Source organism: Pseudomonas sp. NY8896 (genome assembly GCF_039634505.1).
In genome coordinates, this window is sequence record NZ_CP132350.1 from 1,807,171 (window position 1) to 1,833,395 (window position 26,225).

The following is a 26,225-nucleotide window of genomic DNA, read 5'->3' on the forward strand; positions in this document are numbered from 1 at the left end:
CTTCATTGCTCGATGCCGGTGGCTGTGATCAGCACCGGGTAATGGCGCAGACCCAGGCGCTCGGCCAAGTCGTCACCGGCCACAGGCGCAAGGGCTACGCCCGGCACCAGGGCACGCAGCCGTGCCAGGCCTTGCGCGGTTTCGACGTTGACCACCAGGCCGACCGCGCCGCGTTCGCGCAAAGCCGCGGCGCGCCGCTGCAGCCAGGCCCGGGAAGCCTCGTCGTCGCCGATGACCGCGAACGGCCGCAGGCCGGGCGCTTCGATCACGCGCCGCGCGACGGTGCCAGGCGTGAGTTTGGCACTGCGCACCGGCAACATCGCGGCTTCGTCCATGGGCGTGGCGGGCACCGGGAGCATCGGGATGGGCGGTCGGGCCGGGGCATTGGCGCGCGGCTGGAGGTTCAGAGCCTCGTAGTACGGCAGCGCCGACGTGCCGCCACGGTCCTCGACGACGATCAGGGGCTCTCCGGCGCGCGAGGCCAGTGGCAGAGCCGCCAGCAGCACGAGCAGGCCCTTCAGCGTGAGATTGGTCAGTTGGAACTTCGTCATGGGGATTTCTCCTGGTGCGCGACGAGTGCCGCAGCGGTTGGGCGCGTGCCCTGCACACGGGCAAGGTGGCGCGACACGCTGCGCCGGTAGCGGGCGGCAGGCTCTCCGCCCGCAGGGCGGTGGTAGCGACCGATTGCCAGTAACCAGTCCTCGCCAGTGGTGTGCTGCTCCTTCAGGATTTCCGCGGCGATGGCAAGGTTGCGGTATGGATCGAGCAGGTCGCACGGGCTGGCGTAGCGCTGCTGGTGGTAACCGAGGTTGATCTGCCCGAGGCCCGCGTCGATGCGCGTGTGCTGCGTGGAGCGCATCGCCTGCTGCAGTCCGGCGCAGGCGTCGGCACGGGTAGCGAAGCGGTGCGACTGGCCGGCGACGTTGAGCGACCACGGCCACGGGACGATGCGCCCGTTGCGGCGGATGCCGCTCTCCTGCAAGGCCACGGCGTAGAGCACCGTCGAGGGAACGCCCGCGCGCTGGGCGGCGAGTTGGTAAGCCGGTGGCGGAACTTCCTGGGCATGGGCGGCGCAGGCGCACAGGCCCGCCGCGAGCGCCAGTGTGCGCAAGCACTGCGAAACGGAGGTGGCCACTAAGGCTGGCGCTGCCATTGGCCGTTCACCTCGCGCACGACTGCTGGAAGCTCGCCGGGCAAGCTCAGCGACAGCCACCGCCCGCCATCATGGTTGAGCGTGATGCCACCGCTGCGCACGCGCGCCGGATCGACGTTCGCACGCTTGGCCCAGTCGCGAATACGTGTGTCGTCCTGGCGGCTACCAACCATGTACAGGTCGAACTCGGTGCCAGAGGATTGCAGGCGCTGCACAAGCTGCCCGCAGGCCGCGCAGCCGTCCTTGACGAACACCGCCGTGCGGCCGGAGCCGCGCAAGGGATTGGCGCTTGTGCCGGTGTCGGGCTTGTCGTCAGGCAGGTTCATCCGCTGCATGCCTGGATTCAGGCGCCGCCAGGCCGCGTCGTAGGCACGCTGGTAGGCGAGCAGTCTCTCGACACGGCGCGCTTCGATCTGCACCTGCAGTTCGGCGTAGCGGCGCCGCTCCTCGTCTGTGCGCGCCTCGATGCCCAGGGCGGACAGTGGGTCCAGGTTGGGTGAGTAGATGCCCAACGGCCCGTCCATCAGTTCGCGATAACGCGCCCACTCCTGCGGTTGCAGGCCCCAGTCGCTTGCCACCCGGTCGTCCACGGAGCGGGCGATCAGCGAGCGCTCCTGACTTTGTGTATTGCGGGTGGGAGCCGTGGCCGGCTGCTGCGCCCAGGCGGACAACTGGGCAGACGCCAGCAGGAGCGCGGAAAGGATGATGGACGGCCTCATGTAACGTGCTCCGCTCAGGGAATCGCCATGCGATGGGTCTGGTCGCCGGTCTGGAACACGGCGGAGTTGCCCTCGACCGCCTGCAAGCGCCACGGGCCGACGGCATCGCCGGGAAGCAGCACCTCAAGCTGGTCGGGCGTGAAGTTCCCGTTGTTCGGCGCGACGGACAGGCTGCGCTGGCCGGCGCGAAGTTCGGCGCCGACAATGCGGAACGGCAGTGGCGGCGGTTCCCGCTTGGCGGTGGGCTTGCTCGGTGCGCGCGGCTGAGCGGGTGCTGCGGCACGCAGGGCGCTCTGGCGTGCCTTGATCTGCTCGACTTCCGCACGAAGAGCCTGAAGGTCGTCAGCAGCGGCATAGCCGCTCAGCGTTGTCTCGACCAGGGCAGCGCGTGCTTCCAGGAGTTCGCGAGTTTCTTTGAAGTCTGCCGCTGTTGCGACGGCTGGACGCTGCTGGATGGCTTCGATCGTCTCGGCCAGACCCGTCGCCTGCGCTTCGAGACTTTGCAGGCGGGAATCAAGCCGCTTCTGGTCGGCCTGGTCGTTCATGGTCTGGTAGCTCAGGGCAGCGAAAACGCTGAGGCCGATCAGCCAGAGCCACATCAGGCTCTGCAACACCACGGCGGTGATTGGGCGGCGGGGAAACTGCGCGGCATTCATGGCTGGCCTCCCAAAACCGAAGGCACTAGCGGAAACGCCTGTACCCCCTCGGCAGCAGGCGGCTCGTGTGCGTGCTCGGCGGTCGCACTGCCTCCAGGCTGCTCAAAGCAAATCTGCCGTGCCCGATCATTCGCGTGCAGTTCCCAGGCCGGGCCAGCCAGGGTGAGCAGCGCATCGCGCAAGGTCATGTGGCCAAGATGTAGGTGCGCTGCCGGCAGCGGGAGCGCATACAACTCGGTCACGGCGCGAGGCGCCTCGCAAAGTTGGTAGCCGCTGCGTTTGAGCACATGCCGCAGGCCATCGCCGACCGTGGCACGGGCATCCTCGGGCATGGACACGTCGATGGTCTGCAACAGCAAGTCACGCTGCGCCGCCGTGGGTGCCAGCTCGACCAGCGTGTAGCGACCATAGCGCACGACGGGAATGAACTCGGGGGCCTCGGGTTGGGGAATGGAGGCGACTTCTTCTATGGCGTCTGGCACCAGCGGCGCGGTCGTGGTGGCGCAGCCGCTGGCCAGCGCTGCGGCCAGGAGACCAGCGCCGACCAGACGCCGGGATACATGGATTGCGGGCATGGCATCGGCTCTTCTGTTGCGATGCCGATACCTTGGCGGCGCGCCGCAGCGCGGTCAGCCAGAAATGCGAACTGGGTGGTGCCCGGTTTCAGGGGCAACCCGGATGCCTACTGCGTATCGTCCAGGCGGTACAGACGCACCCGCTGTTGCGCACAACCAGTAGCTCATGGATCAAGGGATGGATCTGCAGTTAAGTCGCAATACGGGACGGAAAACGGTGTATTTCGCAAATCAATTGCAGATTCGTGGCGAAACCATGGGTTCCGCCTCAGCAAGGCGCCACTACATAATGCAGCAAGCCCACCTGACGAAAGGCACGCTCAGTGCGCAAGAAGCCAATGCGCATCTCGCGCGCCTTGGCAAGGCAGGCTTTCGCCGCGATATGGACACGCTGCTGCGGCCTGACCTGCCGTTCTTTATGCATCCAGTTACACACATCTCAAAGCGCCATCCGAGCAAATCGCAGCCCCTGCACGAACACGGCCACATCGCGCATGCTCAGCCACAGCGTCTTGGCTCCGGGCTCGTCATCGCCCTTGCGGCCTAGGAAACCTCCAGGCTTAGCAATCCGGCGCACCACCGTGTTCAGCGCCGGAGCCTCCTTGGGCGGCTTTTTCTTGTTGAGCACGTACGTCACCTGCCACTCGTCTTGGTCGAACAGCAAGTGCGCAGAACGGTGCTGACCTTCGTCCTTCTGCCGGAGTCAATTTTCTTGATCTTCGGGGTATGGCACTTGAGGAATCGGCACCCAGCCATCACGGGTGATGCCCGCACCGATGCGTATGTTCTGGCTTTCAGTTGCCGCCCAGTGCCCACCCCGGTGCAATACAGCGCGAATCACCGACTTCCGCGGATGATCCTCATCCGCCTTGGCAGAACTGCATATGGCATTCCAATGGTGCTTGTCCGGCATACTGTTCAACCGTGGGCCAAGCAATTGATCCAAGACTTCGGTCGAAACGTTGTGTCGCCCGCCGTGATGGGGCACTTGGAAATACCGAATACCTGGCAGCGCGAGTCCCACGAAAGGCGCGTAGTCGATCACCTCCTGCAGTGCTTCACGCCCGGCATCGCCAGTAAGCATGACGCGATGACCGTTCAAGACAGCCGACTGCACCACACTCATTTCATTCTCACGACTGGTCGGCTCAGGCGGGAAATATTCCTCGCCCCACAGGGACTTGATGTAGGCGGTCGCAGCCTTCACTGCCCGGAATATGCTGCTCAGCGCGCTATCAAAAGCACTTTCTTCGACAGCTTCCGGTGTCTTCGCGGAGTCCACGATCAGGTCCAAGTAGCGCCCCAGGGTAGGTGCCATGACCGCGAACGGACCGATGCTCTGCCCCTGAAGGGGGGCATGGATTGGAATTCCCTTCTCCACCGCAATATCCTCAAGAATTGCCGTGGCATCGTAGATTGAGCGCAACTTCCGTCGCAGGGCTTCAATCGATTCATAGGTCTCAAAGCGATCGATCAACTGGTCCGCGTATATCCACGGCCGGTTGATCCAAAGATTCCTGACTGTGCATTGCTCCAGGACTTTTCGTAGCCCATTGGCGTGATCGCGATCTGGGTGCGTGAGGATCACATGGTCGATGACTGTTGTTCCATAGTACGTCTTCAGATGCTCGACTATCTCATCACCCGTATCCAGATACCCTCCGTCAACAACGTGCACGCCCTCGGTGCCATTCACCGAGTAGCGCAGCGTGATCGCGTCCCCGCTTTTCGCTGTTTCGACGCCAAGAAAGTCGATCTCGAAGTAGTCAGCCATACATCCCTCTTGTTTTATGCCAACAAAGTGCCGGTGGCTTTGCACCTACCAGCGATCCACCGCACACGTGAGTCCTGTCGGAGTCCATACCAACGACACGGCCGGAAGGCCGCCAGCATCCTCGGCGATGCCGCGCAATGTATTTCGGTCGATACCCGAATGTGCGCCGCCTTTCGGGTGGCTGTGCCACGTTCCTATAAAGGCGAGATACCCCAAAGAGGCCGCATTTGCGGCGCGCAAATTTTGAACAAGCCCGTTGGTTCCGAGGACGAAGCGGGCGGTCTCTCGAACACTGTCAGGTGGTGCCTCAACAAGGCCTGCAATGGTGATGGTTCGATTTTCAAACGAGATGCGGCCGATCAAGGCGCCGCCTGTTTCCAGAGCACCCCAGCGCAGCGCATCAGCATGGATTGCTTGCGCAACTGGGGACAGGACCCGAATGTTCCAGCCACCATCGTCTGCGACTTCAAGCGCAGTGGTCGGGCCAAGGCTGGCGCGGGTCCATGCCATTCCAAGGCCTTCGGCATCTGAGATTCCGGCGCAAAGCGTCGCTTCCTTCGGAAGCCCATCAACGAGCCATCGTTCCAGTTGCAGGCCGACCAGTGACGCCGACCGCGAAACAACGGCGTCAGACATAGGCATCGTCAGCGAACGACAGTTGTCACCCACGAAAATCCGAGTCGGCTCAGACGTATCGCCTGCAATCGACGCACGCAGTTCCGGTGCAAACCGGCAGCACTCGAACAAGAACGCCGTGAGGTCGTCAACTCGGCCGGCGCGGCCAGCTCCTTCGAGCAATACCGCCACACAGCGCCCCTGACCATACATCGCGATCCGTGCCAATCGGGCAGGGGATTGATCCAACGCTGCCGATTGTGTTTCTGCAGCCAGCACCTGAAGTGACGCCGTCGCATCCACGATGAGGGCCGCATCCTGCGGAACGGTTGCCGCAAACTGTTCCGGATCGACCAAAAGAGTCACTGCGTCGGTGTCGAACGCTCGCGATTGAAGATGCGACAGCGATTCAAAGGCTGTCTTCATCAGCGCCGACTTCCGAGGCGGAACCAGAACTGATGCCCGCTCAATGAGTGCATGCCGCGCGGCGTTGTGAGGCGACATGGGTTCGTTGTCGACGAAAGTCATCGAACCAAAGCCCGCTCGCCCAAGTTGCATCGCGACTTTCGATCCCACGCTTCCGCAGCCGAGCACGACCAGCGGCTGTGATGTGGCTGCGTATGGAATGCCAGACGTCCTTGCCAGCAGTTCAGGAGACAACGCATGCGCGTGAAAGGCCGGGTGAACCGTGGCGTTTCGCTCCAGGAGCGATTGAGCGTTGAGTTCATAGCGCACCACATAGGGCAATACCTCGACACTCCTCCCTGGCGAGCCCACAAGCGACGCGGGCCTTTGCACAGCCAGAATCACAATCGCGTACAAACCATGCACCCAGCCATGCGAGTCCTGTCGCATATCCAAGATTGAGCGTCCGAAATAACCGTCCACTTCCTGGGCCAAAGCGTCGCGATCAATACCAAGCTGCGCTGCTCGATCGAGCAGCGTCGCGAGATCGACAACTGTCTCTGGTTGATAGCGTCCGATCACATGCGGGAGGCCGTCGGTCATCGGAGCGCGCGCGATGAAGGCCGCGGTATGGCCGTTCCCCCATTTGCCCAGCTTGTCGTTGTGAACATCCTGATAAAACACAGGATCGACTTGTGCGGTCAGTTCGGCGTTGATGATGGCGTACAGACCGCCATCGATCGTCACGTAACCTGCGGGAACCACCAGAATCGTGCCGTCAGTGGGAGCGGCGGCCGCGACCTTCTCGGCACTGAATACAACGGTCGAAGGACAGCTGTCTCGGCGCGTTGGTTCCCACCCCTGCTCCAGGTCCAGGAGTGTTCCGGCCGCGGCCTTGTGCAGCCAGTCGATCAACTGATCGACAACGGCGTCCAGGCCAAACCGATGCAGCAGCTCGTTCAACGACCCTTCGAATAGGCACGGCGAGACTAACTCGCCTTGGCGATGGGGGTTGATGTGCGGCAAGTTGAGCGGGAAGTCCGCACGTAAGAAGGGCTCGGGTGCGGACAGGGGCCAGTCACTACCGAATACCAGCACGCACGTCTCGACGGTGCGCACTCCGGTCTCAGAGATACCATTGCGCCGAGACCTGTTCGGCAGTTGGACCGCAACATCGACTTCAATCTCCGTCGATGCACCAGTTGTCCTTGGCTCGCCAACGCGGATAAGGCCTCGATGCCGCTGAAGTTGATGCAGTGCGTCTGCGATGGTGCCCGTCATGATGCTCCGTGCGGCATGGGGGTGCGCGCAGAGGTCACCACGGCAGCGGCCTTCGATCCGGACTCCTTCTTCGAGGGAGGCTGCACACCCTGAGCGGTTACGGTGAAAACGAGCGGTTCCACGGACTTTTCGCTGGGGTACTCGCCTGTGCAGTAGAACTCGCCTTTTGCTTCGTCCACGATCGTCACGTACTCACGCTTCGCACGGATGCAGGGCGGATCGCTGTCATCGTCTGCAATCGGCTTGCAGCTGGCGACGATGACGGCGCCGTCACGGGTCTGCGAAAGCGCCTTGCGGGCATCAGCATCGAGCTTGGCTTTTTCACGGTAGTCGGACCAGCTGTCATAGGACAGCGAATGCCAGGAACAATGATGAGGCGCCTGCATGATGTCGTACTCAAGCACATCTGCTTCAGCCTTGTGGCGTTGCCACTGGCGGTTCCAGATGAACACCTCAGCATCGCCACCAGTAAGGAATTTCGCACCATCCGGCGTCTGCGCGTCAGCCGCCAACGTGATGTTCAGAATAACGCTGGACTGGTTCTTGACCAGGCACTCTTCCTCTTCCTCGTCATCCTGGGCGTCCAGTGGGGCCAAAAGAAACGCAGAAAAGAATGCGGAACTCTTGCCATTGATCGTTGAAAAGCGCGTGTCCACCTTCCGCACAATCGAGGTGAGATCATCGGTTTTTCCGTCGATGTCCTCGCCCATGATCTGAATGCGGTCACCGTTCCCGACGGCGAAATTCTTGTCACGGTTCAGTTGCACGCGCCGACGCGCCTCCGTGTTGAATGCCTTGGCGTCGTCGCTCAAGGTGTGCGTCTTGCTGGTGCGTCGAAACACGATCGGGGACGACCACATCTCGCGGATCACGATTTTCTTGTCCTTGTCGTCCTTCTTGTCGTCCGGGTACTTGTCGAGTGGCCCTAGGTGGAAGTGTCGCTTCAGCCCTCGGCAATGGTCTTGGTCCGGGTGGCTCAGCAGGAACGCATCGACATACGGCCTGCCGTTCTCATCCTTCTTCAGTCGTTCGCGCAAATCCTTGGCGACATCGCGCGCCTCCCCGTTAGGGTCATCGGCGTCTTGCCTGATGTTTACGTCGATCAGCAGGGTTGTTGCATCGAGATCGCCGAACTTGATGAGGGTCATGTCCCCGTTGTCGACGGGAAAAAACGTGATGGTTGTGGGCACTGGAGTCTCCGGGTAGACGACCGAAGGGTGATCGCGTATAGTTAATGTACGACTATTTTTTATACCCGTCTACTTTTTAGGCGCTACTGATGCAAGAGCCTTCCGTTCCTGCCGCCGAACCTGCTGAGCCCAAGGGGCTAAGTTGGGGGTTGGAGAGCAGACTTCAATTCATCGATTTCCGTCTGCGCTGGGAGCGGCGCATCAACCGGATGGATCTCACCGAGCACTTTGGCATTTCGGTCCCGCAGGCATCACTGGACATTGCCAAGTACACGGAACTGGCGCCGAGCAACCTGACTTACGACCGCAGTTCCAAGACCTACACGGCAGCGCCGAGTTTTCACCCGCTTTATCAACGAAGCTCGGCGCAACGCTATCTAGCAGAGCTGCTAGCGACCAAGATGGGAGTTGTCGAGCCGACGGCCAGCTTCATCGGTTCTGCACCGGAGACAGATTGGGCACCTTCCCCCTGGCGCACGATCAATGAACAGACCGTCGAAGCAGTGGTCCGAGCGATTCGGCAACAGGAAGCCATTCGGGTGAGCTACCAGTCCATGACGTCCTTGGACGAGTCGATACGCCTGCTATCCCCGCACGCCCTTGGCAACGATGGTTTTCGCTGGCACATGCGCGCGTTTTGCCACAAGCGTCGACGCTTCAGCGATTTCGTCCTGGCCCGAATCCTGCGCATTGAAGGCTTCGAATCGAGCCAAGTGGACGCCAGCCAGGATGCACATTGGCATACGGTGCTGATGCTGGTGCTTGCACCTCATCCCGATTTACCTGCGGCCAAGAAACGGGTCTTGGAACTGGACTACGGCATGGAAGACGGACAGGCCAAACTTCCATGCCGCCAAGCGTTTCTGTACTACACGCTGAGGCGTTTAGGCTTGCATACCAAGGAAGCCCCCGACCCGCTCGCGCAACAGATTACGCTGAAAAATCGCGATGAAATCCAACCATACATTGATGCCTTGACGGCACAGGCTTGACTTCACATGACAACAATTTTTGAACTGGTCAAGGACCCCTACGAGCGTAAGGCACGCGTTGTTCCTGGACTTCTTGTGGCCTTGCCGGTACTAGTGCCGTTGTTGTGCGTCTACGGAGCCAAGCACCCTATTCTTACGGGCGTGATCGGCTTGCTTGGTGGTTGCGGGGCTATTTATGCGCTTGCGAGTGTGGCCCGTGGGCGCGGTAAAAAACTCGAAGAAATCTTAGTTGCCAAGTGGGGCGGCATGCCCACCACCATTGCGCTGCGCCATCGCGACAGGTTTCTCGATGGTGTCAGCAAGCAGCGCTACCACACGGCAATCACAGGCAAGCTCGGCATCGCGATGCCAACAGCGGAAGAAGAGTCGGCCAATCCCGAGCAGGCAGACGACACGTACATAGGAGCAACCAAACGACTTCGCGAACTCACGCGCTCAAACAAGCAGCTCTTGCTGAAAGAGAACATCGCTTATGGATTTCATCGCAACATGCTGGCGATGAAGCCCGTCGGTATCGTGTCGTGTCTCCTGGGCATCCTCTACGGATTGTTGATTGCAAAGGTTCTACAGGTCGCACCTCCCCACTTCAACCCTATGCATTTTGCTGATCCAGGACTCGCCGCAGGCTTGACGCTGCTCGTTTCGCTGGCGTTACTTGCGGCTTGGCTGCTGTATTTCGATCAGGATTCGGTCAGACGGATGGGCTTCGTCTACGCAGAACGCCTATTCGAGTGCTTGCCGTCTTTGTCTTCTTCGGTCCCGCGGAAAAGAGCACTAAAAACGGCTATGGACTGAGACTCATTCCATCTTCAAGCTGGCTCTTAGCGCCGCTGAGTAATTGCCCGCAAGATGAGTTCAGGCATGGAGATGTTCATGCCTCTTGGCTGGCAGTCGTGTGATTGCGATGCAGGTCCGAAACTACCGCGATCAACCTGTTGATCGGTTCGGCCAGCCGTTTCGGCTTGATCTTCGCCATGATGACTCCTCAGAAAGCCCGGTTTCCAAGAGCCGCATGGGAGCCACGCGAGGGGAAGCCGGGTCAAGCTTCGGAAAGCACCGGCATATGTTGAGCTAGCCTATGTTATTGATACACCTGCTGTATCGAGCCTCGGCGCAGTCCAGTAAATTGCGGTACTGGAGTGATCGTGAATAATAAAAAACGCAGCCCCGCCCACGAAGAACGCGGTTGGGGCTGCAAGATGGGAACAACGGAAAGCCGGCGGCGCGAGGCCGGCGGGCGTGGGAATCAGGCAGCGACCAGTTGCCGGGCCAGTGCGACCTCGACGGAATCGCCGTCCTGGTTGAGCACATCCAGCCCCGATTCGGGCACATCGCCCGAGGTGGACTGCGAGACCATGATCTTCTTGGCCATCAGTTCCAGGCAGGTCATCTGCGAGGAACCGGCGTAGCCGAGGTAGATCACGCGCACGTGCTGTTTTTGCCCGATGCGCCAGGAGCGGCGTGCTGCCTGTTGGAGCGAGTACACGTTGTAGCCACTTTGCATGAACACAATCGTCGGGAACTCCAGCAGATCCAGTCCCGTCTTGACCAGCTCGGGATTGGTGACAAGCACGTCGATGCCCCGATCCAGTTGCTCGGCGATCCAGTCCTCGCGGCGGCTGGCATCCACGCTTGCGCGCAGCACCGCCACCTTGAAGCCTTCCTGCTCCAGCAGCCCCTTCAGGCGCGACGTGGTGTCGCGCGTGCCGGTATAGACCGTGTATGCCAGAACCTTGCGGCCCTGTTCCTTCTCCGCTTTGCAGATATCGATCAGCTCACGCTCCTTGGGACTGATCTCGAACTCATTGAACTGAGCCGGGACAAACGCCAAGGTGTTGCGCGTGCGTGGATGCACCACGGTCTCCGACCGGAAGCAGCAATCCGGCCAGGCCAGCAGCACGTTGAGGACCACGCCCAGCAAGGTCGTGTCGCGTCGCGCCAGAGCCTGTTTCAGCTCTGCGGTCAGCCGACCCGCCAAATCGCGGTAGGCCGCAGCTTGCGCCACGTCCATCTGGACTTCACGAAACTCCTCGTCATACGGCGGCAGGACGTTGCCACCGATGTCCTTGAGCTTGAGAAAGATCGTGAACGGCAGGATGCAGCGCAAGACGCCTTTCGGGCCGAAGCCGGGAGCCTTGACCGTGCGCACCGATACCTTGGTGCCCTTGGCCGTCTTGTGCGCCGTGCCGGCGCTCTCGGAGTAGATGTCCTTGAGGACGCCGTGATCGCGCATGAACGCCATCGCAGCCGAGGTCATGCTGCCGCTCGTGGTCGGGCGGTAGCCGTCTTCGATCATCCGTCCAGGCAATGCCCGGAACAGCAGATAGAACAGATCATCGCCGTAGCCGCCCATCAGCGTGCCGGTCAGCAGCAAGGTCTTGCGAGCCTTCGCCGCCAGCACGCCCATGGCTTGGCCCTGGGCACTGCCACCGTTCTTGTACTCGTGTGCCTCGTCGGCGATGAGCAGGTCGAACGTGCCTTGCGGCAGGTAGCGTTTGATGAACTCGGACGGTTGGTAGCCGCCCTCGCCAAAGCCAAACTCCATGTTGGCCATCGCACGTTCCATGCGCGTGGCCTGACGGTCAGAAAACACCAGCTCGCCGTTGCCATCCATGAGGTTGATGAACTCGTGGATGTTGTCGCCGAGCATCGACGCCAGGAAACCGTCACCGAACTTCTGCATCAGCTTCTGCGCGGTAACCTCCCCGATAGTCGGGATGCGCTTCAAGGCTTTGAGGACGACCGAGGACTGGTCGCTGCCGGACAGACTACGCGGGCGGATCAGCGTCCACAGGGGCGCGGCGCAGTGGCTGCACTTCCTGCGGGACTCCTCGGCTTCGAGCGCGACCGGGTTGACCGGCTCGCCGTCGAGGTCGGTGATGACCGTGCCGCAGTCCGGGCACGCTGCCACGTCGCCGTGGCGGGTGCGTCGCTGGGTGAAGACCGGCTTCCAGTGGAACCCCATCCGCATCCTGACGCGCCCCAGGATGAAAAACTCCTGGCCCGTGGGCGGCACACCCAACTGCTCGCGCAGCTTGATGAGCTTGACCAGCGTGTCCGGGCCATTGAGCACCCAGACCTTGGCACCGGCCACCGTCTCCTGGATCTCGCGCCGCCACTTGTAGACCAGGTGGGGAGGCGAAAGCACCAGGGTGCGGCGGTAGCCTTCGGCGTTGAGCACCGCGGCCGTGGCGATGCCGACGGTCGTCTTGCCGCAGCCCATTTCGCCATTGACGATCGCAGCGCGTTCGCCTTGATCGACCAGCAGCTCGGCTGCGGCATGGACAACGTCGGCCTGGGCCTGGAACAGCTTGCGCTTGAGGCTGGCAACGACGAGCTGTCGCAGCGCCTGTGCTTGACCAACATAGACCGGCGGGTTGGCGCGGTTGAGAGAATCGAGCAGTTCGTCGCCGAACTCGCCGACAAAATCCTGAAGGCTCAGGGTGAGATGGTTGGATTCCGCTTCAAGCAGATCGCCTTGTGCGGGTGCAGTCTCGATGGCAGTGGTTTCAAGATCGGTAGACATGGTGGTGCTCCAAAAAAAGAATGAGGCATGCACCACCCCAGCGGGGCGATGACATGCCCCGTGGTGGGAAGAGAGACGGCGAACCGTCGGTGCTTGGACAGTGCAGGCGCTCGTGGCCTGCGGTGACAACTCGCGGTCAGTACTCGGACGGCAGCACGATGCGGGTCGCTCTGCGATCTGCTTCGGTGAAGATATGGATGCTCAGGTCACGGGTGACGACGTACAACGAGTCGAGGCGTTCGCCAGACTCCAACGCAGCGTTGTTCTGCTGCCATTGGTAGTCCGCGACGTCGCCCCAGTCGCCACGCATGTGGCGTTCGAAAAGCGGCATGGGATCGAGCCGGCCTTCGTTCATCAGGCGTTCGACGCCTTCGCTGAACTCCAGTGCACCGATCTCGAACAGCCGTTTGCGGCGATGCCTGTCATGTTGGTTGGAGGTCATGTGGCTTCCTTCAGAGTGAAGGGGCTACAGCACCCTTGCGGGGTGTCGGTGGCCCCGCGTTGGAGAAGATCAGTACCCGCTGGGCAGCAGCAGCGTGGTGACGCTGCGATCCCATTCGGTGATGATCCAGAGCTTCAGACCGGGTGCGACCTGGTAGGAAGAGAACAGGCGATCCTCACCGGACTTCAGCGCGGCATCGTTCTGCTGCCTGTCGCCGTCGTCGAGATCGCCCCAATCGCCGCCGAGGTGGCGACGCAGATAGGGCGTCGGGTTGAGCCGGCCCTGTTGGACCAGGTCATCGACGCCGATGGTCATAACCACCTGGCCTGGCGAGAAGCGCAGGCTCGGTGTCTGGCTGATGGAAAGTGCTTGGGCTGCCATGGAAGGCTCCTGGAGATGGAGGGGCCACGGCACCCCATCGGGGCGACTGGACCCCGGTGGGTGGAAAAAATCGACGGCGAACTGTCGGCGGTGGAGAAACGATCAGCGGATGGTCAACACCTCGCCCCGTGTCGGGGAGCCAGGCGTCATGTCCCACGCGCGGATCACGGGAACGAACTTGTCGGTGAGGATGCGCGTCTCGGCAATCGAGCCGTCTTCGCGTTCGGTGAATTCCCGCTGGAGCGTCTTGTCCTTGTGGGTGTCACCTTTGACGACGAGCACGCGACCCGTCTTGGATTGCACAACTCCCGAGATCGCGCCCGCGGCCAGAGCGAGGGCAAGATGCCAGTGGGACAAGGCCCGCGCCGGAGGACGCAGCGTCTGCTGCGCGGCTCCCAACTGCGTATCCCGCGACGGCCAGAGGCCTTGCAGCCTGCCAACCTCATCGGCGAACTGCTCCGGCTCCATCGTCACGCGGAAGAAATGCCCCGGCTCGGCCGGACTGGCGGGGACGATGTACGGCAGGAATGGCCACTCGCTCGGCAGCTCCTCGGCTTCGACTTCGCCAAGCCCAACCTGCAGCAGCAGATTGCGCACGGCCTTGACGCCATCGGGCGTCTGCTCGCGCTGGCGCACCCGGCGTCCGAAGATCACCACCTGCTTGAACTGCGTTTCCACCGCTCGGTAGATGCGCAGGTCGGTGTAGTGGCGCGTCAGCCAGCCGACCAGCTCGGCGTCGAGCACGTAGCCGGGAACGATGAAAACCAGCACGCCGCCGTACTGCAACAGGGGCAGCGTGCGCTGGTAGAACAGTTTTTCGAGGCGGGCTCGGCCCTGACCCTGATAGCCAATGTTGCCGTTGACGTCCTTGGACAGGTCGCCATACGGCGGATTGAGCCAGAGCAGCCCAAAGGACTGTTTGGAGATCATCGTATCCATCAGATCCGCGTGCAGGCAGTGATCGACCAGGCTGCGGGCATGGCGCGCCCGCTCTGCGTCGAACTCGACGGCGAACGCCTTGGCCTGCTCGCGCCCCAGGGCATGAGCCGCTTCGGCAATCGCCACGCCTTCGCCGGCGCAGGGATCGAGGATGCACATCGGTCCATTGGATTCAGGCGCACTGGGCATCAGTGCATTGAGGGCTCTTTCGAGCGTCGGTTCGTCGGTCGGGAAGTACCCGTTCTTCACGAAATTGCGGGCGAGCCGCGGGAACATGAGAGCCATGGAAGTCTCCTGGTTGGCGGGGATAAATGGCGCAGGCGGGCCTTGGCGTACCTGCGCAGGTGGTTCAAGCCGCTACCGTTTCCGGCGTCCAAATTTTGGCCGGGTATGGGTAGGCGGTGAGCACGTCACTGCGGATCAGCGAGCCGAGCGCCTGGGTCAGCGCCGGCACGTCGATGGCGAGCCGATGGCCCACCAAAGGCCCGAGGGCGAATGGCAAACGGGTCAGCATCTCGCGGCTTTGCAGCAGTTCCAGCACGGTTTCGCGCCAGTGGTCGAGCAGTGGCAGTGGGCAGGTGTCCTGCACCAACGGCCACAGGCGGTCAAATCGGTGGTCGCTATCGCGGGGCAGCAATGCCAGTGCGCTGGCGTTGGCCTTGTCGGGCTTGACGCAGCGCCGATCGAACAGCCACACGTTGGACAGCGAACCGAACAGCGTTCGCCGGTAGGCGCGGGTCATGCGCTTTTCCAGGCGATCGACGTTGCCGACGAACACCGGAACGCTGCCACCCTGGTCGGTGATGAGGTGGAACTGCTCCAGTCCCTGCTCGTCGCGCCCGAGGGTCAGGCGAGCCAGGAACTGCTGGACGGCGGTGTCCCGCGCCCAGATCGACAGGAAGATCAGGTTGCCCTGGTCATCGCCGACGCAAGCGTCGGCCATCACGTCCGGGCATTCGTCGATGCGGTACAGCGTGGTGGAGGAAGTGTTTGCGGGCATGGTGATGTCCTCGGATGAGAGGGAACAGCACCGCCCGCAGGGGCAAGCACTGCCCCTTGGGGTGGAAAGAAAAACGCCCTGGTTCAGACCGTCAGCGCCGTAGCTGGGGCTGTGCTTGCCTTGGGTGTGCGCCGCTTTGCGTGGTAGGCGCGAACGCCTGCACGCCATTCGGCGGACTGCTCCGGTGCGAGGTCCAGATAGGACAGCGGGCACGAGTAGTAGTACGGGTGCATGGATTCGTCCAGCGGCTTGTAGCCCCACTGGCCGCCGCTGCGCTCCAGCAGATCGCAGCGGATGGTGCACAGGGACTGGCCCGGTGCGAGATCACGGTGTACGCCTTCGGCCTTGGCTGTGACTTGCGTAACAGACCAGAGGACGTTGCCACGCAGCGCGTGGGCGATGACCTTAACGCTGGCGCGCTCGGTCTCTTGCGGTGCAATCAACTCCGCGATCAGTTCAGACCGCGATTGGGGTGAGAAATACCAGCCCATGAGAGGCCTCCTGGAAAAATTGAGCCAGAAGCCTCCCCGGTGGGGAAGGCCCCCAGCGGGTGGATGAAGTACACCGCAGATGCTGTGTCCAGTACTACGCAGGTTGCAGTTCGGCCTGGCGGCTCCACTCCTGCGTCTTGAAGTCCAGCGCGTAGCCCAGCTCGCCCAGGCGGAAGATCTGCGCGCGCAAGGTGCGGCGGTCGATGGTCGAATCCAGTTTGACGGACTCGCCCAGCGGCCAGAGCAGGCTGAACAGCGCGGCGTCGCCATCTTCGGTACTGCCGGGAGCAGTTGCCGCAGAGGGCGTCGGCGCATCCACGCCGAAGGGCGTGGTATCAACCAGCGGGTCCGTGGATGCCTGCACTGGTGCGGGCTTGGCGGGCCTGGAAGTTTTGCTGGGCTTGGCCGGTGTTGCCGGCGTTATTGCAGGCTGTGCGCCCAACTCTTCATCAAGTGGATCGAGATCCTGGGTGGCGAAGCTGCGTGCCTCGTCACGGCTCAGTTTGTCGATGTCGTAGAGCGTCATTCCGTCCAGGCTGGCGCGGATCTCGAAGCGCATGCCGCCACCGACCGGGTAGGACTTCGGGAAGATGTACCTGATGATGAACTCCCCGTCGTACTTGCCTTCGGGGTATTGCTCCAGCTCCGGGTCCTTGACCTCGAACGTACCAAGGTGCGTGGCGAGGCGTCCGACCGTGAAGGGGCCGTTCTTGCCGCGGATGGTACGCAGCGTGAGCTGGCCGGGGACGATGATGGGCGAAACCGATTGCTCGGATGCCGATTTGGCTGTCATGGTGGTACTCCTGATGATGAATGACGGACGGCTGGTGGCAGCCGGTGGATGAGAGGAAATGAACCTCGCCCGAGGTGGGCAAGGTCCACTTGGCATCACGCCTTGAGCTGGCGCATGCCTTCGGCCAGGAGCCACAACGCCCGGTTCAGGCGCAGGTTCTGGTCGATGCCTTGCACCGGGCGGGTGCGCTGATTGCGGCCATTGGCCGAGCGTCCATTCAGGCCCCCCTTGACGAGGTTCTCTTGGACACGGTTGAAGACGGCCCACAGGTCATCCCTGCGGTCGTCCCAGCGCCTGGGCGCGAGCAGTTGACGCTCCGTGACAGGCGTCGGCTTGGCAGGATCGTCGTACTTGAGTGCCAGCGCTGAGTGCGCGAAGATTTCTGCTTCGCCCTCATCGAGGGTGATGGTGCGCATCGCATCGCGCGAGTCCTTCACGCGCTCGAAGCCTTCAAGGACTTCGTAGGCGCCTTCGATCACCTGGCTGGCCACATCCCCCTTGTGCGGGACACGGATGTCGGCGGTGGTATCGCCGCAGACCAGGCCGTTGTGGCAGACGAATCTGAACATGCCTGCCAGCATCTGGTAACTGCTCGTGCCGTCGTGGCTGTTGAGCAGGATGATCTCGTTCGCCTCGTCGCCGTTGATCTGGCTGGCATGGCGAAGTCGGATGAGATGCTTGGTGTGCTCGCGCCGATCCTCGTTGCGCACGCGCGTCTGGAACACCATGAAGGGCTCGAAACCCTCCTGGCGCAGCTTGGCGAGCACGGTCGAGGTCGGTATGTAGGCATACCGCTCGGATCGGCTCCCATGCGGAGCGTCGGCGAAGATTGATGGAGCAATGGCGCGAATGCGGTCGTCCGAGAGCGGGCGATCTGAGCGCAGGATCGGGGACTGCGGAGCAAAACGGGATGCCAGAGACATGGCTGTTCTCCTGTGAAAAATGCGACAACCGCGCGGCCGTCTGACCACGCGGAACTCGGGGGAAGAAATGCGCGAGCGCGCTATGCGGATGGAGGACGCTGCAGATGCAGCAAGGAGAAGCGGCAAGGCCCCATGAGGGGCCATGCCGGATCAGAACGAAGCAGCCAATGCCGGCTCCTGCTCCTCGACTTCACCTTCGGGCTCGCACTCGGCGGGCTCGGCAGGCTGATCTGCAGCGGGGGCGGCGTCCTCGGCTTCGGGCGCGGGAGCGTCCTGGGCCGGCGGCGAATCTGCTTGCGCGGGGCTCGTCGGATAGACCTTGGTGCCGTCGATCTTGATCAGGCCGATGTGGATCAGTGTCGAATCCAGGCTTGCGGCCGGTTCCCCAGCGCGCTCACCCTTGGTGCGGATGTACGGATCGATCTTCATGTCGTTGAGACGGAAAGCGATCAGCACCTTGCAGTCCCCTTCGATGGCCTGCACGCACCGGCGAACCAGATGCTCGGCTTCAGGGGTGGTGACGATGGTGTCGAAGTACCGATACTCCGGTTCATCGACAGGCCCGGCCAGAGCGGCGACGGTGCAAGAGAGGAACGGGTCGCCATCTTTGGGTGTGACGTCCTTCGGACGGCTGAGGTAGCCGATGCCGCGGGTGACCAGCTCGTGCTGCCTGATCGAAGCCAGTTCGGCCCGGTCAAGCGGCTCGGCCTTGAGCAGTCGCGCCTTGAGGGACGCGGCGGCTTGGCCTTTCTGCTCACCCTTGTCGCGGATATACGCATCGCCCCACAGGTCGCCGAGGCGAAAGCGCACCAGTGGGCGCTGCTTGGGATCGTCAACGCCGATGTAGCGCTCGACCAGCTTCTTGGCCTCGGCACCCGAGACCTTGACGTCGAAATAGCGATAGCTGGGATCCTTTGCGGAACCGACCAGCGCGGCGATGGTGCATGCCAGGAAAGGCTGCGCACGGCGGCCGCCCCGAACAGGCACTTCACGGGCACGCTGGATGTAACCGATGCCCGAGGTGTGGAGGTCGAAATACGATTTCTCGTTGGACGTGGTGCTCATGGTGAATCTCCATAGGGATGAAGCGGAGACACACCGGCCCCACGCAGCGGGGAAAGGTGCGTAACCCCGCGATGGGTTGATAAGGCGAAAGCATCCACCACCAGAGACTGGTGGCCGCTCGCGGATGGATGCGGTGCGAGCTGGCTCGGTCACGCAGTGGGAACTGCGCCGCAACCTCGAAGACCGATGGTTGCCTGGCATGTCGCTGACAACGTCAGCAGGCATGGGCTCAGCATGGCCAGGCCTCGCGCGCGAGGCAGCCATCAATCGGTATCCGATCGATTCCCTTTGATGAAATCTCCCACGGCAGAAAAAAGGCCCTCCTTCCGAATGGAGGGAGAGCCTGTGGGGGCAGGTCGCCTGGTACTTTTCGTGGTGTCACGCCGGTACAGCGCGGCGCCGTCGGGACGTCTCCGCGCCGATCACGCTCACGTCGATCAGGCGCCAGCGCCCGTCGTCTATGAGTCGCTCCAGCACTTCGCCGAGCATGTCGAAATACACCTCGTCGTGCCGATCGACCAACTCGCCGTCGCGGCGCAGCTCCACCGCATAGGTATCGCTGCCGGGCTGGTAGAGGATCGTCACCTGGCCGGCGAACTTCGCGGTCGAAACCGTGAAACTGATCGCCGGAGGCGTTTCGATGATCCTGGACGGCGTCGGATCGACCCAGGTGAAGTCGTGGGCGCCCGCATCGACCAGCATGTGGGTGATGCGCCGGAACCCGTCGGGCGCCGGCATTTCCTCCAACTGCTCGATGAGCTGACCCAGTTCCATGCACTGCGGCTCGGGAATGGGCAACTTGGCCGGCGCGGAGCCGAGGATGTGTGTCTTGACGGTGTAGGGCGTGCCGTCGGACATCATCTCGGTGCGCTCTTCTGGCGTGTCCGCACGCAGACCGTCGAAACGACGACGGGCATAGGGTTGGACATGCACCTTGGTGCCCTCGCTGGGAACGGTGGTCACCAGGTTGGGATCGAGTACCGCGAACTCGCTGGGCTTGAGCTTGACGACGATGGCGTCTTCGCTGGCTGCGACCACCTTGCCGTCGAAGGGCTGGGGATCAATGACAAAGCCCAGTGTCGAGGACTGTGGCTGATCATCGAACACGCGGTACTTGAACGACCGCACGTTGCGGGGCACATGGCCTGCGACCAGCGAAGGCATCAGGGTCTTGATAAGAGAGCGATCCATGTGAATCTCCTTGAGGAAGAACAAGGGATTCCCCGCCCGCAAGGGAGAGGTCCCTTGTGGGTGGATGGGCGCGATGCGTCCGTAGAAAGAAACAACCAGCACGGTTTCCCGCGCTTGCAGCCTTGAAGGTCTTGGCTGCCTGGGCATGTGTCGGCAACGCCGACGAACATGGGGTAAAGATGGCCCTTGAGTGAGCGGCCTGCGCTCAGGAAACCGCACCGCGCCGCACCCGCTTTCCTGCGCCGCGACAAGAAAAGGCCCCTCGAAAGCGGCTGGGTGGTCAGGCTTGGTACACGAAGTAGTGTTCGCGCTGACGTGGAAAGAACACGTGCTTCCACGAGTCGCCGCCGGTATTGCCGCCGTCGAAGACGACCATTTCGTAGGCATCAATGTCGGTGTCTGCCAGATCGGCGCTGGCGATATGGCGCATGTGCAGCATGCCGCTCAAGCGCTCGAATACCAGGATCTGGCCGATGGCGTCGTCCTGGCCCATGGCGTTGACGCAGGCTCCAAGCTGATGCTCGAAGTCGCGTGCGGGCGAGATGAGGTCGGGGAACATAAAGTGCTCCTATGGAATTGGACCAGCCCGGCTCCCAGAAAGGAGACGGGCTGGCATGGAGGGCAAAGAGGAAGGTGGGCGCGTGGTGTGTTTGCTAGGGCTCGGCCAGCGGCAGGCCCAGCAACACGGGCGCGTCAGCGTCGAGGATGAGGATGCGCACATCGGCCTGGCCAGCCAGCTCCAGGATGTTCGCCAGGTCGGCGGGCATGCCCTTGCTGCGGTGCTCCTGCCGAAGCTGCTCGGCGGTGATGCCCTCGGCGTGCTCCAGGTTCTTGTCCGTCCAGGGCGTGGAGATCAGCTTGACGCCGATCGCCGGGCTGTACGGAACCCGAAAGGCGATGAACAAAAAGGCCTCCGGCGTGGCAAGGTCCGCCAGGTTGGCGAGGTACTGGCCGGTTTCCTGGCTGATGTGCGCGCTGCTGATCTCCCAGCATCGGCTGTAGTAGCCGGTCTCGAAACTCAGGCGCTGCACAACTTCCCGCGCGGCTTCGACCGAATAGCTGTCACCGACGTGGATCAGGCGGCCGTCGAAGTCCTCGCCATGAATGGCATAGACCACGGCACCGATCACGCCTTCGCCGTTAACGCCTTCATCGGCATCGCATTCGGCCAGTGCTTCGGCACTCACAGGTTCAGAGCCGTTCGTGACCACCGCAAAATCGCTGGTGACGATGCAGGACGATGAAATCAGTTCCTGGTCGGACAGGTGTTGCTGGCTCGGGTGGATATTTCGCCAGACAAGCGGGCTTCCGTCCTCGTAGCTGATGGACAGCGTGCGGACGATTTTCAAATTCCAGTAGCCGCGAACAAAGGGATTGGGATTCTGAGACATGGGAACTCTCCAGATTGAATAATGGAGCCAATTCCCGCCACCGGGAATTGGACCCGGTGGGTTGAAAGGGGAAAATGCGTCAGTCGGCGCTGATCGTTGGCTTTGATTCAGCCGCTTTACGCTGGGCAACGGAAAGGAAATCGAGGGACATGGCCGTGTGGGTGCATGTCCCTCGTGGGGAACGAAAAGACGGGGGGTGCCGGAAACGGATTCACCAGCCGCTGTAGTTCACCATCAAGTCGGCAATGACCTTGCGGCGTTCCAGGTCGAGACCGTCGAAGTCCGACAGCCCGTGGAAGTGGCAGCGTTTGAGCATGGCACCGCCCTCGTGCGCGTTGTAGAAGCTGACCATGGCGGACAGAAACATGCGTTGCCCGCTGCTCAGGACACCGAGGGCATCGTTGAGCCGCAGCATGTTGGGACGCAGATCCCACTTGCTCTTGGCCTGGTTCAGACCTTCACGGGTGCCATCGCCAAACCATTCAGGGCCAGCGATCTCGGCACCACGCTTCCATGCCTCGAAGAAGGCTTGGGGCGCGGCAGCGAAATGCTGCTCTTCCCGCATGATCTGATCGACGACTTCCTGCGGCAGCAGTTGATTCATGGCGTAATTCCTCCAGTTGGATCAGGGAATGGCGAGCTGGGACCAGCCGCCTCTTTCGAGGGCGCGTTGAGCCGCCGCATGGCTGCGGAAGTACTCGTGCGACTCCCGCGAAACGGGACCTTCGGTATCGCGCGTGCCGATGTAGTGGCCGGCGGCGCTTTGCAGGACTTCGAGCGGCAGGAACTTGCCGCAATAGGTCAAGGCCAACTGGCCGAAAGAGGCTTTGTGGGACATGGATAGGCTCCTTGGAAAAGCGAGGCCTTGTCCCTCACGGGATGGCAGCTCCCGCACGCGGTGGATAAAAAGCATCGGCGTCACGGGGACGCGCGTCCGCAGACTTGATGCGATACGGACTGGCGGGTTACGCGGGAAGAACCCACGGCAGCCTGGAACCCATGGCTGCTGGCATGTGCTGACGAATCAGCGAACATGCGGGCAGCTTCGTCCGGGGGCCGCGCTGCGTCAGTTGGAAAACGGCATTCGGCCCAGCCCGGATTGATGGGCGCAGAGACAGAAAACCCGCATCGAGTGCGGGCTGTCAGGGGGGGGCGTGGGTGCGTTGGCTCACTCGGGCGTGTCGCCCAGCACATGCTGCTTCCACAGGGCGAATGCCTCGTCCTGTCCCAGTTCGGCCAGGACCGCAATGGGTTGCGCCTGCCGCGCACGCAGCGAAGCGAAATACGCCTTACGGTCGGCGATGGCCTTGAGATTGATGCCATCGATAAACAGCAGCTTGCCGCCCTTGATGAACAGCACCTTGTTGCCAAGGTCGCGCTCGAACGCGGCTCGTACTTTCTCCGGTTGTTGCATGCGTCGGTTTCCTGTTGCTGTGGCCGGCCATTGGGTCGGAACGTTGATCGGCGAGATAAAGGTGCCGAAGGCTCGCTGACCTTCGGCTCGGGAGGGAATAACCACCCGTGGGCTGTTGCAGGCCCGGTCGTCGCTAGAACCGTCTGCTCATCAGCAATCACACCCGGCCCATGTCGTGGCTGGGGCCGGCATCGTCTGGCGCACATCCGCGCACAAAGGGAGCCCGTTTTTGCGCCGGTGGGCACCGGCACCGAATACCGCTGACCACAAAGGGTCTCCGGGTGGCTCGCGCAGCCTGGCAAGCCATCGGGGGACCCTTCGCAGTAGGCGGGAGAAACACAGACCAGCAGAACACGCGGGAGACGGTTCGCGGAAAAGCTACCTTCAGGTCCCGCAGCCGGGGACGGCTGGACGGGACGCGCACACGAACAAGAAGGCGTTGCGCGCTGGGCGACCCGCAGGGGCGTGCGGGACACGGGCCACGCCTTTGAAACAGGGTGCGGCCCACGGGAAACGGAGTCGGTCAGGCGCCTTTGCGACCGCTGCTACGCGAGCGCGAAGCGCCACGCTTGGGCGGACCGGATTCGACCGGCAGCGTGCCTTTGCAGTCGGGGTAGCGACTGCACGACCAGAATGGACCGCTCTTGCCGGTGCGTTGGCGCGTCGCTGCGCCGCACTGCGGGCATGCTGGCCCATGGGGAAGCTTGATGGACAGGGACATGCTGCCGTACTGCGCGATCAACTGCGAAATCCAGGTGGCCTGCTTGCTGAGGAATACGTCCAGGGTGAGCTGTCCGGCCTCGATCATGTCGAGCGCCTGCTCCCACACCGCTGTGGTGCCGGGGTCTGCAATCGCTGCGGGCACGGCGTCGATCAGCGTGAATGCCGCATCCGATGCGCGAATGGAGCGTCCTTTCTTCACGATGTAGCCACGGGCGATCAGCACGCTGATGATGTTGGCCCGCGTCGCCTCGGTGCCGATGCCCGTTGTGTCTTTGAGCTTCTGCTTCAGGCGCGGGTCGGTTACGAAGCGCGCAATGCCCTTCATTGATTTGACCAGTTCGCCCTGGGTATAGGGCTTGGGCGGCATCGTCTTGAGCGCCTTGATCTCGGCCTCGGCCACCTGGCACGCCAGGCCCTCACGCAGTGGGGGCAGCACCTGGCTGCGCGCCGCGTCGTCGCCGTCCTCATCCGCTTGCGGTTCGGCCAGCACCAGACGCCAACCCTTGACGACCCCCTGTTTACCGGTGGCCACCAGCATCTGCTGGCCGCAGGAAAACTCAGCCACGGTACGGTCGAACTCGTGGTGCGGGAGGAACTGCGCCAGGTAATGCGCCCGGATCAGCCGGTACACCGCCAGTTCCTTCTCGCTCAGAGCAGAGAGGTTCGCGGGTTCGAGCGTCGGAATGATGCCGTGGTGCGCCGTGACCTTGCCGTCGTTCCAGGCGCGCGAACGCTGGGAGCGGTCGAGCTGACTCATGATCGGGCGCAGCGACGGGTCGGTTTTGAGCAGGCTGTCCAGGACGGCGGGCACCTCGGCGAACATGCTTTCGGGCAGATAGCCGGAGTCCGACCGCGGGTACGTCGTGGCCTTGTGCGTCTCGTACAGGGCCTGGGCGATCTGCAATGTCTCCTGCACGTCCAGCCCGAGTTGCTTGGAACAAACCTCCTGGAGCGTCCCCAGGTCGAACAGCAGCGGCGGGCCTTCGCGCACGCGCTCGGTCCCGACCGACACCACCTGGGCGCTGCCCGCAGCGCGAATCTGCTGCGCTGCCTGCTGGGCGACGGGCTGCTGCAGGCAGCGGCCGGCGTCGTCGGTGCAGGTGTTGGGCGCAACCCATTGCGCGGAGAAAGCCTGACCCTCTGCGGACAGAGACACGTCGATGGCCCAAAACGGCACCGACTTGAAAGCCGCGATTTCGCGGTCGCGATCCACAACCAGCTTCAGGGTCGGGGTCTGGACACGCCCGACCGACAGCACGCCGTCGTAGCCCGCCTGCCGCCCGAGCACCGTGAACAGACGGCTGAGGTTCATGCCGACGAGCCAGTCTGCCCGCGAACGTGCCAGCGCCGAGTAATACATCGGCAGCGTATCGGACGACGGTCGCAGCTTGCCGAGCGCGGTGCGGATCGACGCATCGTTGAGCGCCGACAGCCACAAGCGCTCGATGGGGCCACGGTAGCCGCACAGGTCGATGATCTCGCGGGCGATCAGCTCGCCCTCGCGGTCGGCATCGGTGGCGATGACGAGATGGGTCGCCTTCGCCAGAAGCGCCTTGACGACCTTGAATTGCGTGGCGGTCTTGGGTTTGACCTCGACCCGCCACTGCTGGGGAATGATGGGCAACTGCTCCAGCGACCAGCGCTTGAGCGCCGCGTCATAGACCTCGGGTGCTGCCGCTTCTACGAGATGGCCGATGCACCAGGTAATCGTGACGCCGGAGCCGTTGAGGCAGCCTTCACCGCGCTGCGTCGCGCCGAGAATCCGGCCAATATCCTTGCCCTGGGAGGGCTTCTCGCACAAGAACAGGCGCATGTCCGTCCATCCGATTTCCGTGGTTCATTGAGTTGCTGGAATCGAGGATGCCGGGCACCGCCAAGGGCAGCAGCAAACAAGTCGCAAGCGGTGGCGACCTCTTTCACGGGATGGAATGGCTGGGGCGGAGATGGCGTGCAGCCGGGGGGTGCGGGCCGGGAGCCGCGATTTTCGGAGCGCGTAGAAGCCGGTGGACGTTGATGGAGCTATCCCCTGGGGATAGCTCACGGGTGCATGGAGCGGCGAACAGTGGCCGGCCCATGCCGGGTCACTTCCTACGCCGCGGCTCTTTTGGCGCAGCCGGTTCCTGGGCGGCCTGGGACTTTGCCTCCGCATCCTGCGGCTTCGGACTGAGGGTCACGGACTCGATGCGAAACGGTAGGATGCCGACGCTGCGCGCGTTGATCTGCCAGGTTTCGCGCGGCTGATCCTCGTTGTCCGTCCAGGGTTCGCGCTCCATGCGTCCGACGACCAGCACGCGCATGCCTTTCTGGTACAGATCCTTCCAGTGTGCGACGTCACGGTGCCAGATTTCCACGGGCGCCCAGAAGCCACCGCGATCCTCGAAGTCGCCGCCTTTGGTGGGAACGGGGTTGTCGAAATACACGTTCAGCCGCAGCAAGCGCCGCGGCTCGTCGTTGCCGTTGGGGAATTCCCGGTACTCGGGCGGGGAGCCGATGTTGCCTTCGCCCCAAAAATGCGTGCTCATGTTGCAATCTCCATGGTGGTTGAAATACCCGTGCCGCGTCGGCGTCGGGCGCGTACTGGGGTGT

At 62.6% G+C, this 26,225-nt stretch carries 28 protein-coding genes and 1 pseudogene; 3 read left to right on the forward strand and 26 right to left on the reverse strand.

The genetic code is table 11. The features are described 5' to 3' along the window. Nucleotides 1–2: 2 nt before the first annotated feature. Genes Q9451_RS08070 through Q9451_RS08090 form a run of 5 tightly spaced genes read right to left on the reverse strand, consistent with a single transcriptional unit; the run spans nucleotide 3 to nucleotide 3,103 of the window. Complete coding sequence (locus tag Q9451_RS08070) at nucleotides 3–551, reverse strand: integrating conjugative element protein (RefSeq protein WP_026383917.1); 549 nt, start codon at nucleotides 549–551, stop codon at nucleotides 3–5. Then, complete coding sequence (locus tag Q9451_RS08075) at nucleotides 548–1,153, reverse strand: transglycosylase SLT domain-containing protein (protein WP_026383916.1); 606 nt, start codon at nucleotides 1,151–1,153, stop codon at nucleotides 548–550. The genes Q9451_RS08070 and Q9451_RS08075 overlap by 4 nt, the downstream gene beginning before the upstream one ends. Next, nucleotides 1,135–1,872, reverse strand: coding sequence for a TIGR03759 family integrating conjugative element protein (locus Q9451_RS08080; RefSeq protein ID WP_026383915.1), 738 nt, complete (start codon nucleotides 1,870–1,872; stop codon nucleotides 1,135–1,137). The genes Q9451_RS08075 and Q9451_RS08080 overlap by 19 nt, the downstream gene beginning before the upstream one ends. A gap of 14 nt (nucleotides 1,873–1,886) precedes the next feature. Next, entirely contained in the window at nucleotides 1,887–2,528 is a 642-nt protein-coding gene (locus Q9451_RS08085) for a hypothetical protein (RefSeq protein WP_026383914.1), read from the reverse strand. Beyond that, on the reverse strand, nucleotides 2,525–3,103 hold the full coding sequence (locus Q9451_RS08090; protein ID WP_026383913.1) for a PilL N-terminal domain-containing protein: 579 nt from the start codon (nucleotides 3,101–3,103) through the stop codon (nucleotides 2,525–2,527). The genes Q9451_RS08085 and Q9451_RS08090 overlap by 4 nt, the downstream gene beginning before the upstream one ends. Nucleotides 3,104–3,281: 178 nt before the next feature. Between Q9451_RS08090 and Q9451_RS08095 the strand changes: the two genes are divergently transcribed. Next, entirely contained in the window at nucleotides 3,282–3,650 is a 369-nt protein-coding gene (locus Q9451_RS08095; protein WP_162176126.1) for a hypothetical protein, read from the forward strand. On the opposite strand, the pseudogene Q9451_RS08100 reads toward Q9451_RS08095, so the two are convergent. The 4 genes and pseudogenes from Q9451_RS08100 to Q9451_RS08115 all read right to left on the reverse strand — a co-directional run. Next, a pseudogene (locus tag Q9451_RS08100) lies at nucleotides 3,606–3,719 on the reverse strand (IS4 family transposase); the annotation flags it as partial. The gene Q9451_RS08095 and the pseudogene Q9451_RS08100 sit on opposite strands and share 45 nt — an antisense overlap. An 87-nt stretch (nucleotides 3,720–3,806) precedes the next feature. Beyond that, nucleotides 3,807–4,877 (reverse strand): hypothetical protein, encoded by a 1,071-nt coding sequence (locus Q9451_RS08105; protein ID WP_026383911.1) that lies wholly within the window; start codon nucleotides 4,875–4,877, stop codon nucleotides 3,807–3,809. A 45-nt stretch (nucleotides 4,878–4,922) separates the two neighbouring features. Next, entirely contained in the window at nucleotides 4,923–7,178 is a 2,256-nt protein-coding gene (locus Q9451_RS08110; protein ID WP_026383910.1) for a ThiF family adenylyltransferase, read from the reverse strand. Next, the gene (locus Q9451_RS08115) at nucleotides 7,175–8,368 is read right to left on the reverse strand and encodes a hypothetical protein (RefSeq protein WP_026383909.1); all 1,194 of its coding nucleotides are present in this window, start codon (nucleotides 8,366–8,368) and stop codon (nucleotides 7,175–7,177) included. The genes Q9451_RS08110 and Q9451_RS08115 overlap by 4 nt, the downstream gene beginning before the upstream one ends. An 89-nt stretch (nucleotides 8,369–8,457) precedes the next feature. Between Q9451_RS08115 and Q9451_RS08120 the strand changes: the two genes are divergently transcribed. Both Q9451_RS08120 and Q9451_RS08125 read left to right on the forward strand, forming a co-directional pair. Further along, on the forward strand, nucleotides 8,458–9,360 hold the full coding sequence (locus Q9451_RS08120) for a WYL domain-containing protein (RefSeq protein WP_026383908.1): 903 nt from the start codon (nucleotides 8,458–8,460) through the stop codon (nucleotides 9,358–9,360). 6 nt (nucleotides 9,361–9,366) lie between these two features. Next, the gene (locus tag Q9451_RS08125; RefSeq protein WP_026383907.1) at nucleotides 9,367–10,155 is read left to right on the forward strand and encodes a hypothetical protein; all 789 of its coding nucleotides are present in this window, start codon (nucleotides 9,367–9,369) and stop codon (nucleotides 10,153–10,155) included. A gap of 451 nt (nucleotides 10,156–10,606) precedes the next feature. On the opposite strand, the gene Q9451_RS08130 is transcribed toward Q9451_RS08125, so the two are convergent. The 17 genes from Q9451_RS08130 to Q9451_RS08210 all read right to left on the reverse strand — a co-directional run bounded on the left by Q9451_RS08130 (nucleotide 10,607) and on the right by Q9451_RS08210 (nucleotide 26,161). Then, nucleotides 10,607–12,886, reverse strand: coding sequence for a helicase-related protein (locus tag Q9451_RS08130; RefSeq protein WP_033936264.1), 2,280 nt, complete (start codon nucleotides 12,884–12,886; stop codon nucleotides 10,607–10,609). Nucleotides 12,887–13,022: 136 nt separating this feature from the next. Continuing rightward, nucleotides 13,023–13,328: a hypothetical protein gene (locus Q9451_RS08135; RefSeq protein ID WP_026383904.1), complete on the reverse strand. Its 306-nt coding sequence runs from the start codon at nucleotides 13,326–13,328 to the stop codon at nucleotides 13,023–13,025. 69 nt (nucleotides 13,329–13,397) lie between these two features. Beyond that, on the reverse strand, nucleotides 13,398–13,709 hold the full coding sequence (locus Q9451_RS08140; RefSeq protein ID WP_026383903.1) for a hypothetical protein: 312 nt from the start codon (nucleotides 13,707–13,709) through the stop codon (nucleotides 13,398–13,400). Nucleotides 13,710–13,811: 102 nt separating this feature from the next. Beyond that, nucleotides 13,812–14,933: a DUF6094 domain-containing protein gene (locus tag Q9451_RS08145; protein ID WP_033936261.1), complete on the reverse strand. Its 1,122-nt coding sequence runs from the start codon at nucleotides 14,931–14,933 to the stop codon at nucleotides 13,812–13,814. A 64-nt stretch (nucleotides 14,934–14,997) separates the two neighbouring features. After that, complete coding sequence (locus Q9451_RS08150; RefSeq protein WP_026383901.1) at nucleotides 14,998–15,648, reverse strand: hypothetical protein; 651 nt, start codon at nucleotides 15,646–15,648, stop codon at nucleotides 14,998–15,000. An 83-nt stretch (nucleotides 15,649–15,731) separates the two neighbouring features. After that, nucleotides 15,732–16,139, reverse strand: coding sequence for a hypothetical protein (locus Q9451_RS08155; RefSeq protein ID WP_026383900.1), 408 nt, complete (start codon nucleotides 16,137–16,139; stop codon nucleotides 15,732–15,734). A gap of 94 nt (nucleotides 16,140–16,233) precedes the next feature. After that, a complete protein-coding gene (locus Q9451_RS08160; protein WP_026383899.1) occupies nucleotides 16,234–16,932 on the reverse strand; it encodes a DUF3275 family protein in 699 nt (232 codons plus the stop codon). 95 nt (nucleotides 16,933–17,027) lie between these two features. Continuing rightward, nucleotides 17,028–17,855 (reverse strand): DUF932 domain-containing protein, encoded by an 828-nt coding sequence (locus Q9451_RS08165; RefSeq protein WP_026383898.1) that lies wholly within the window; start codon nucleotides 17,853–17,855, stop codon nucleotides 17,028–17,030. 150 nt (nucleotides 17,856–18,005) lie between these two features. After that, nucleotides 18,006–18,920, reverse strand: a complete 915-nt coding sequence (locus Q9451_RS08170; protein WP_026383897.1) for a DUF3577 domain-containing protein — start codon at nucleotides 18,918–18,920, stop codon at nucleotides 18,006–18,008. Nucleotides 18,921–19,298: 378 nt separating this feature from the next. Continuing rightward, nucleotides 19,299–20,111 (reverse strand): hypothetical protein, encoded by an 813-nt coding sequence (locus Q9451_RS08175; RefSeq protein ID WP_012205965.1) that lies wholly within the window; start codon nucleotides 20,109–20,111, stop codon nucleotides 19,299–19,301. Between the two features lie 280 nt (nucleotides 20,112–20,391). Next, nucleotides 20,392–20,670, reverse strand: coding sequence for a hypothetical protein (locus Q9451_RS08180; protein WP_026383896.1), 279 nt, complete (start codon nucleotides 20,668–20,670; stop codon nucleotides 20,392–20,394). A 94-nt stretch (nucleotides 20,671–20,764) separates the two neighbouring features. Beyond that, nucleotides 20,765–21,502 carry a hypothetical protein gene (locus Q9451_RS08185; protein ID WP_026383895.1) on the reverse strand — a complete coding sequence of 246 codons (738 nt, stop codon included), beginning with the start codon at nucleotides 21,500–21,502 and terminating at the stop codon, nucleotides 20,765–20,767. A gap of 211 nt (nucleotides 21,503–21,713) precedes the next feature. Further along, nucleotides 21,714–22,106, reverse strand: coding sequence for a hypothetical protein (locus Q9451_RS08190; protein ID WP_026383894.1), 393 nt, complete (start codon nucleotides 22,104–22,106; stop codon nucleotides 21,714–21,716). Nucleotides 22,107–22,127: 21 nt separating this feature from the next. Beyond that, nucleotides 22,128–22,340, reverse strand: coding sequence for a hypothetical protein (locus Q9451_RS08195; protein ID WP_003158617.1), 213 nt, complete (start codon nucleotides 22,338–22,340; stop codon nucleotides 22,128–22,130). Nucleotides 22,341–22,670: 330 nt separating this feature from the next. Beyond that, nucleotides 22,671–22,916: a hypothetical protein gene (locus Q9451_RS08200; RefSeq protein WP_026383893.1), complete on the reverse strand. Its 246-nt coding sequence runs from the start codon at nucleotides 22,914–22,916 to the stop codon at nucleotides 22,671–22,673. 523 nt (nucleotides 22,917–23,439) lie between these two features. Beyond that, a complete protein-coding gene (locus Q9451_RS08205; RefSeq protein ID WP_026383892.1) occupies nucleotides 23,440–25,452 on the reverse strand; it encodes a DNA topoisomerase III in 2,013 nt (670 codons plus the stop codon). Nucleotides 25,453–25,720: 268 nt separating this feature from the next. Then, a complete protein-coding gene (locus Q9451_RS08210; RefSeq protein WP_012205959.1) occupies nucleotides 25,721–26,161 on the reverse strand; it encodes a single-stranded DNA-binding protein in 441 nt (146 codons plus the stop codon). Nucleotides 26,162–26,225 lie beyond the last annotated feature (64 nt).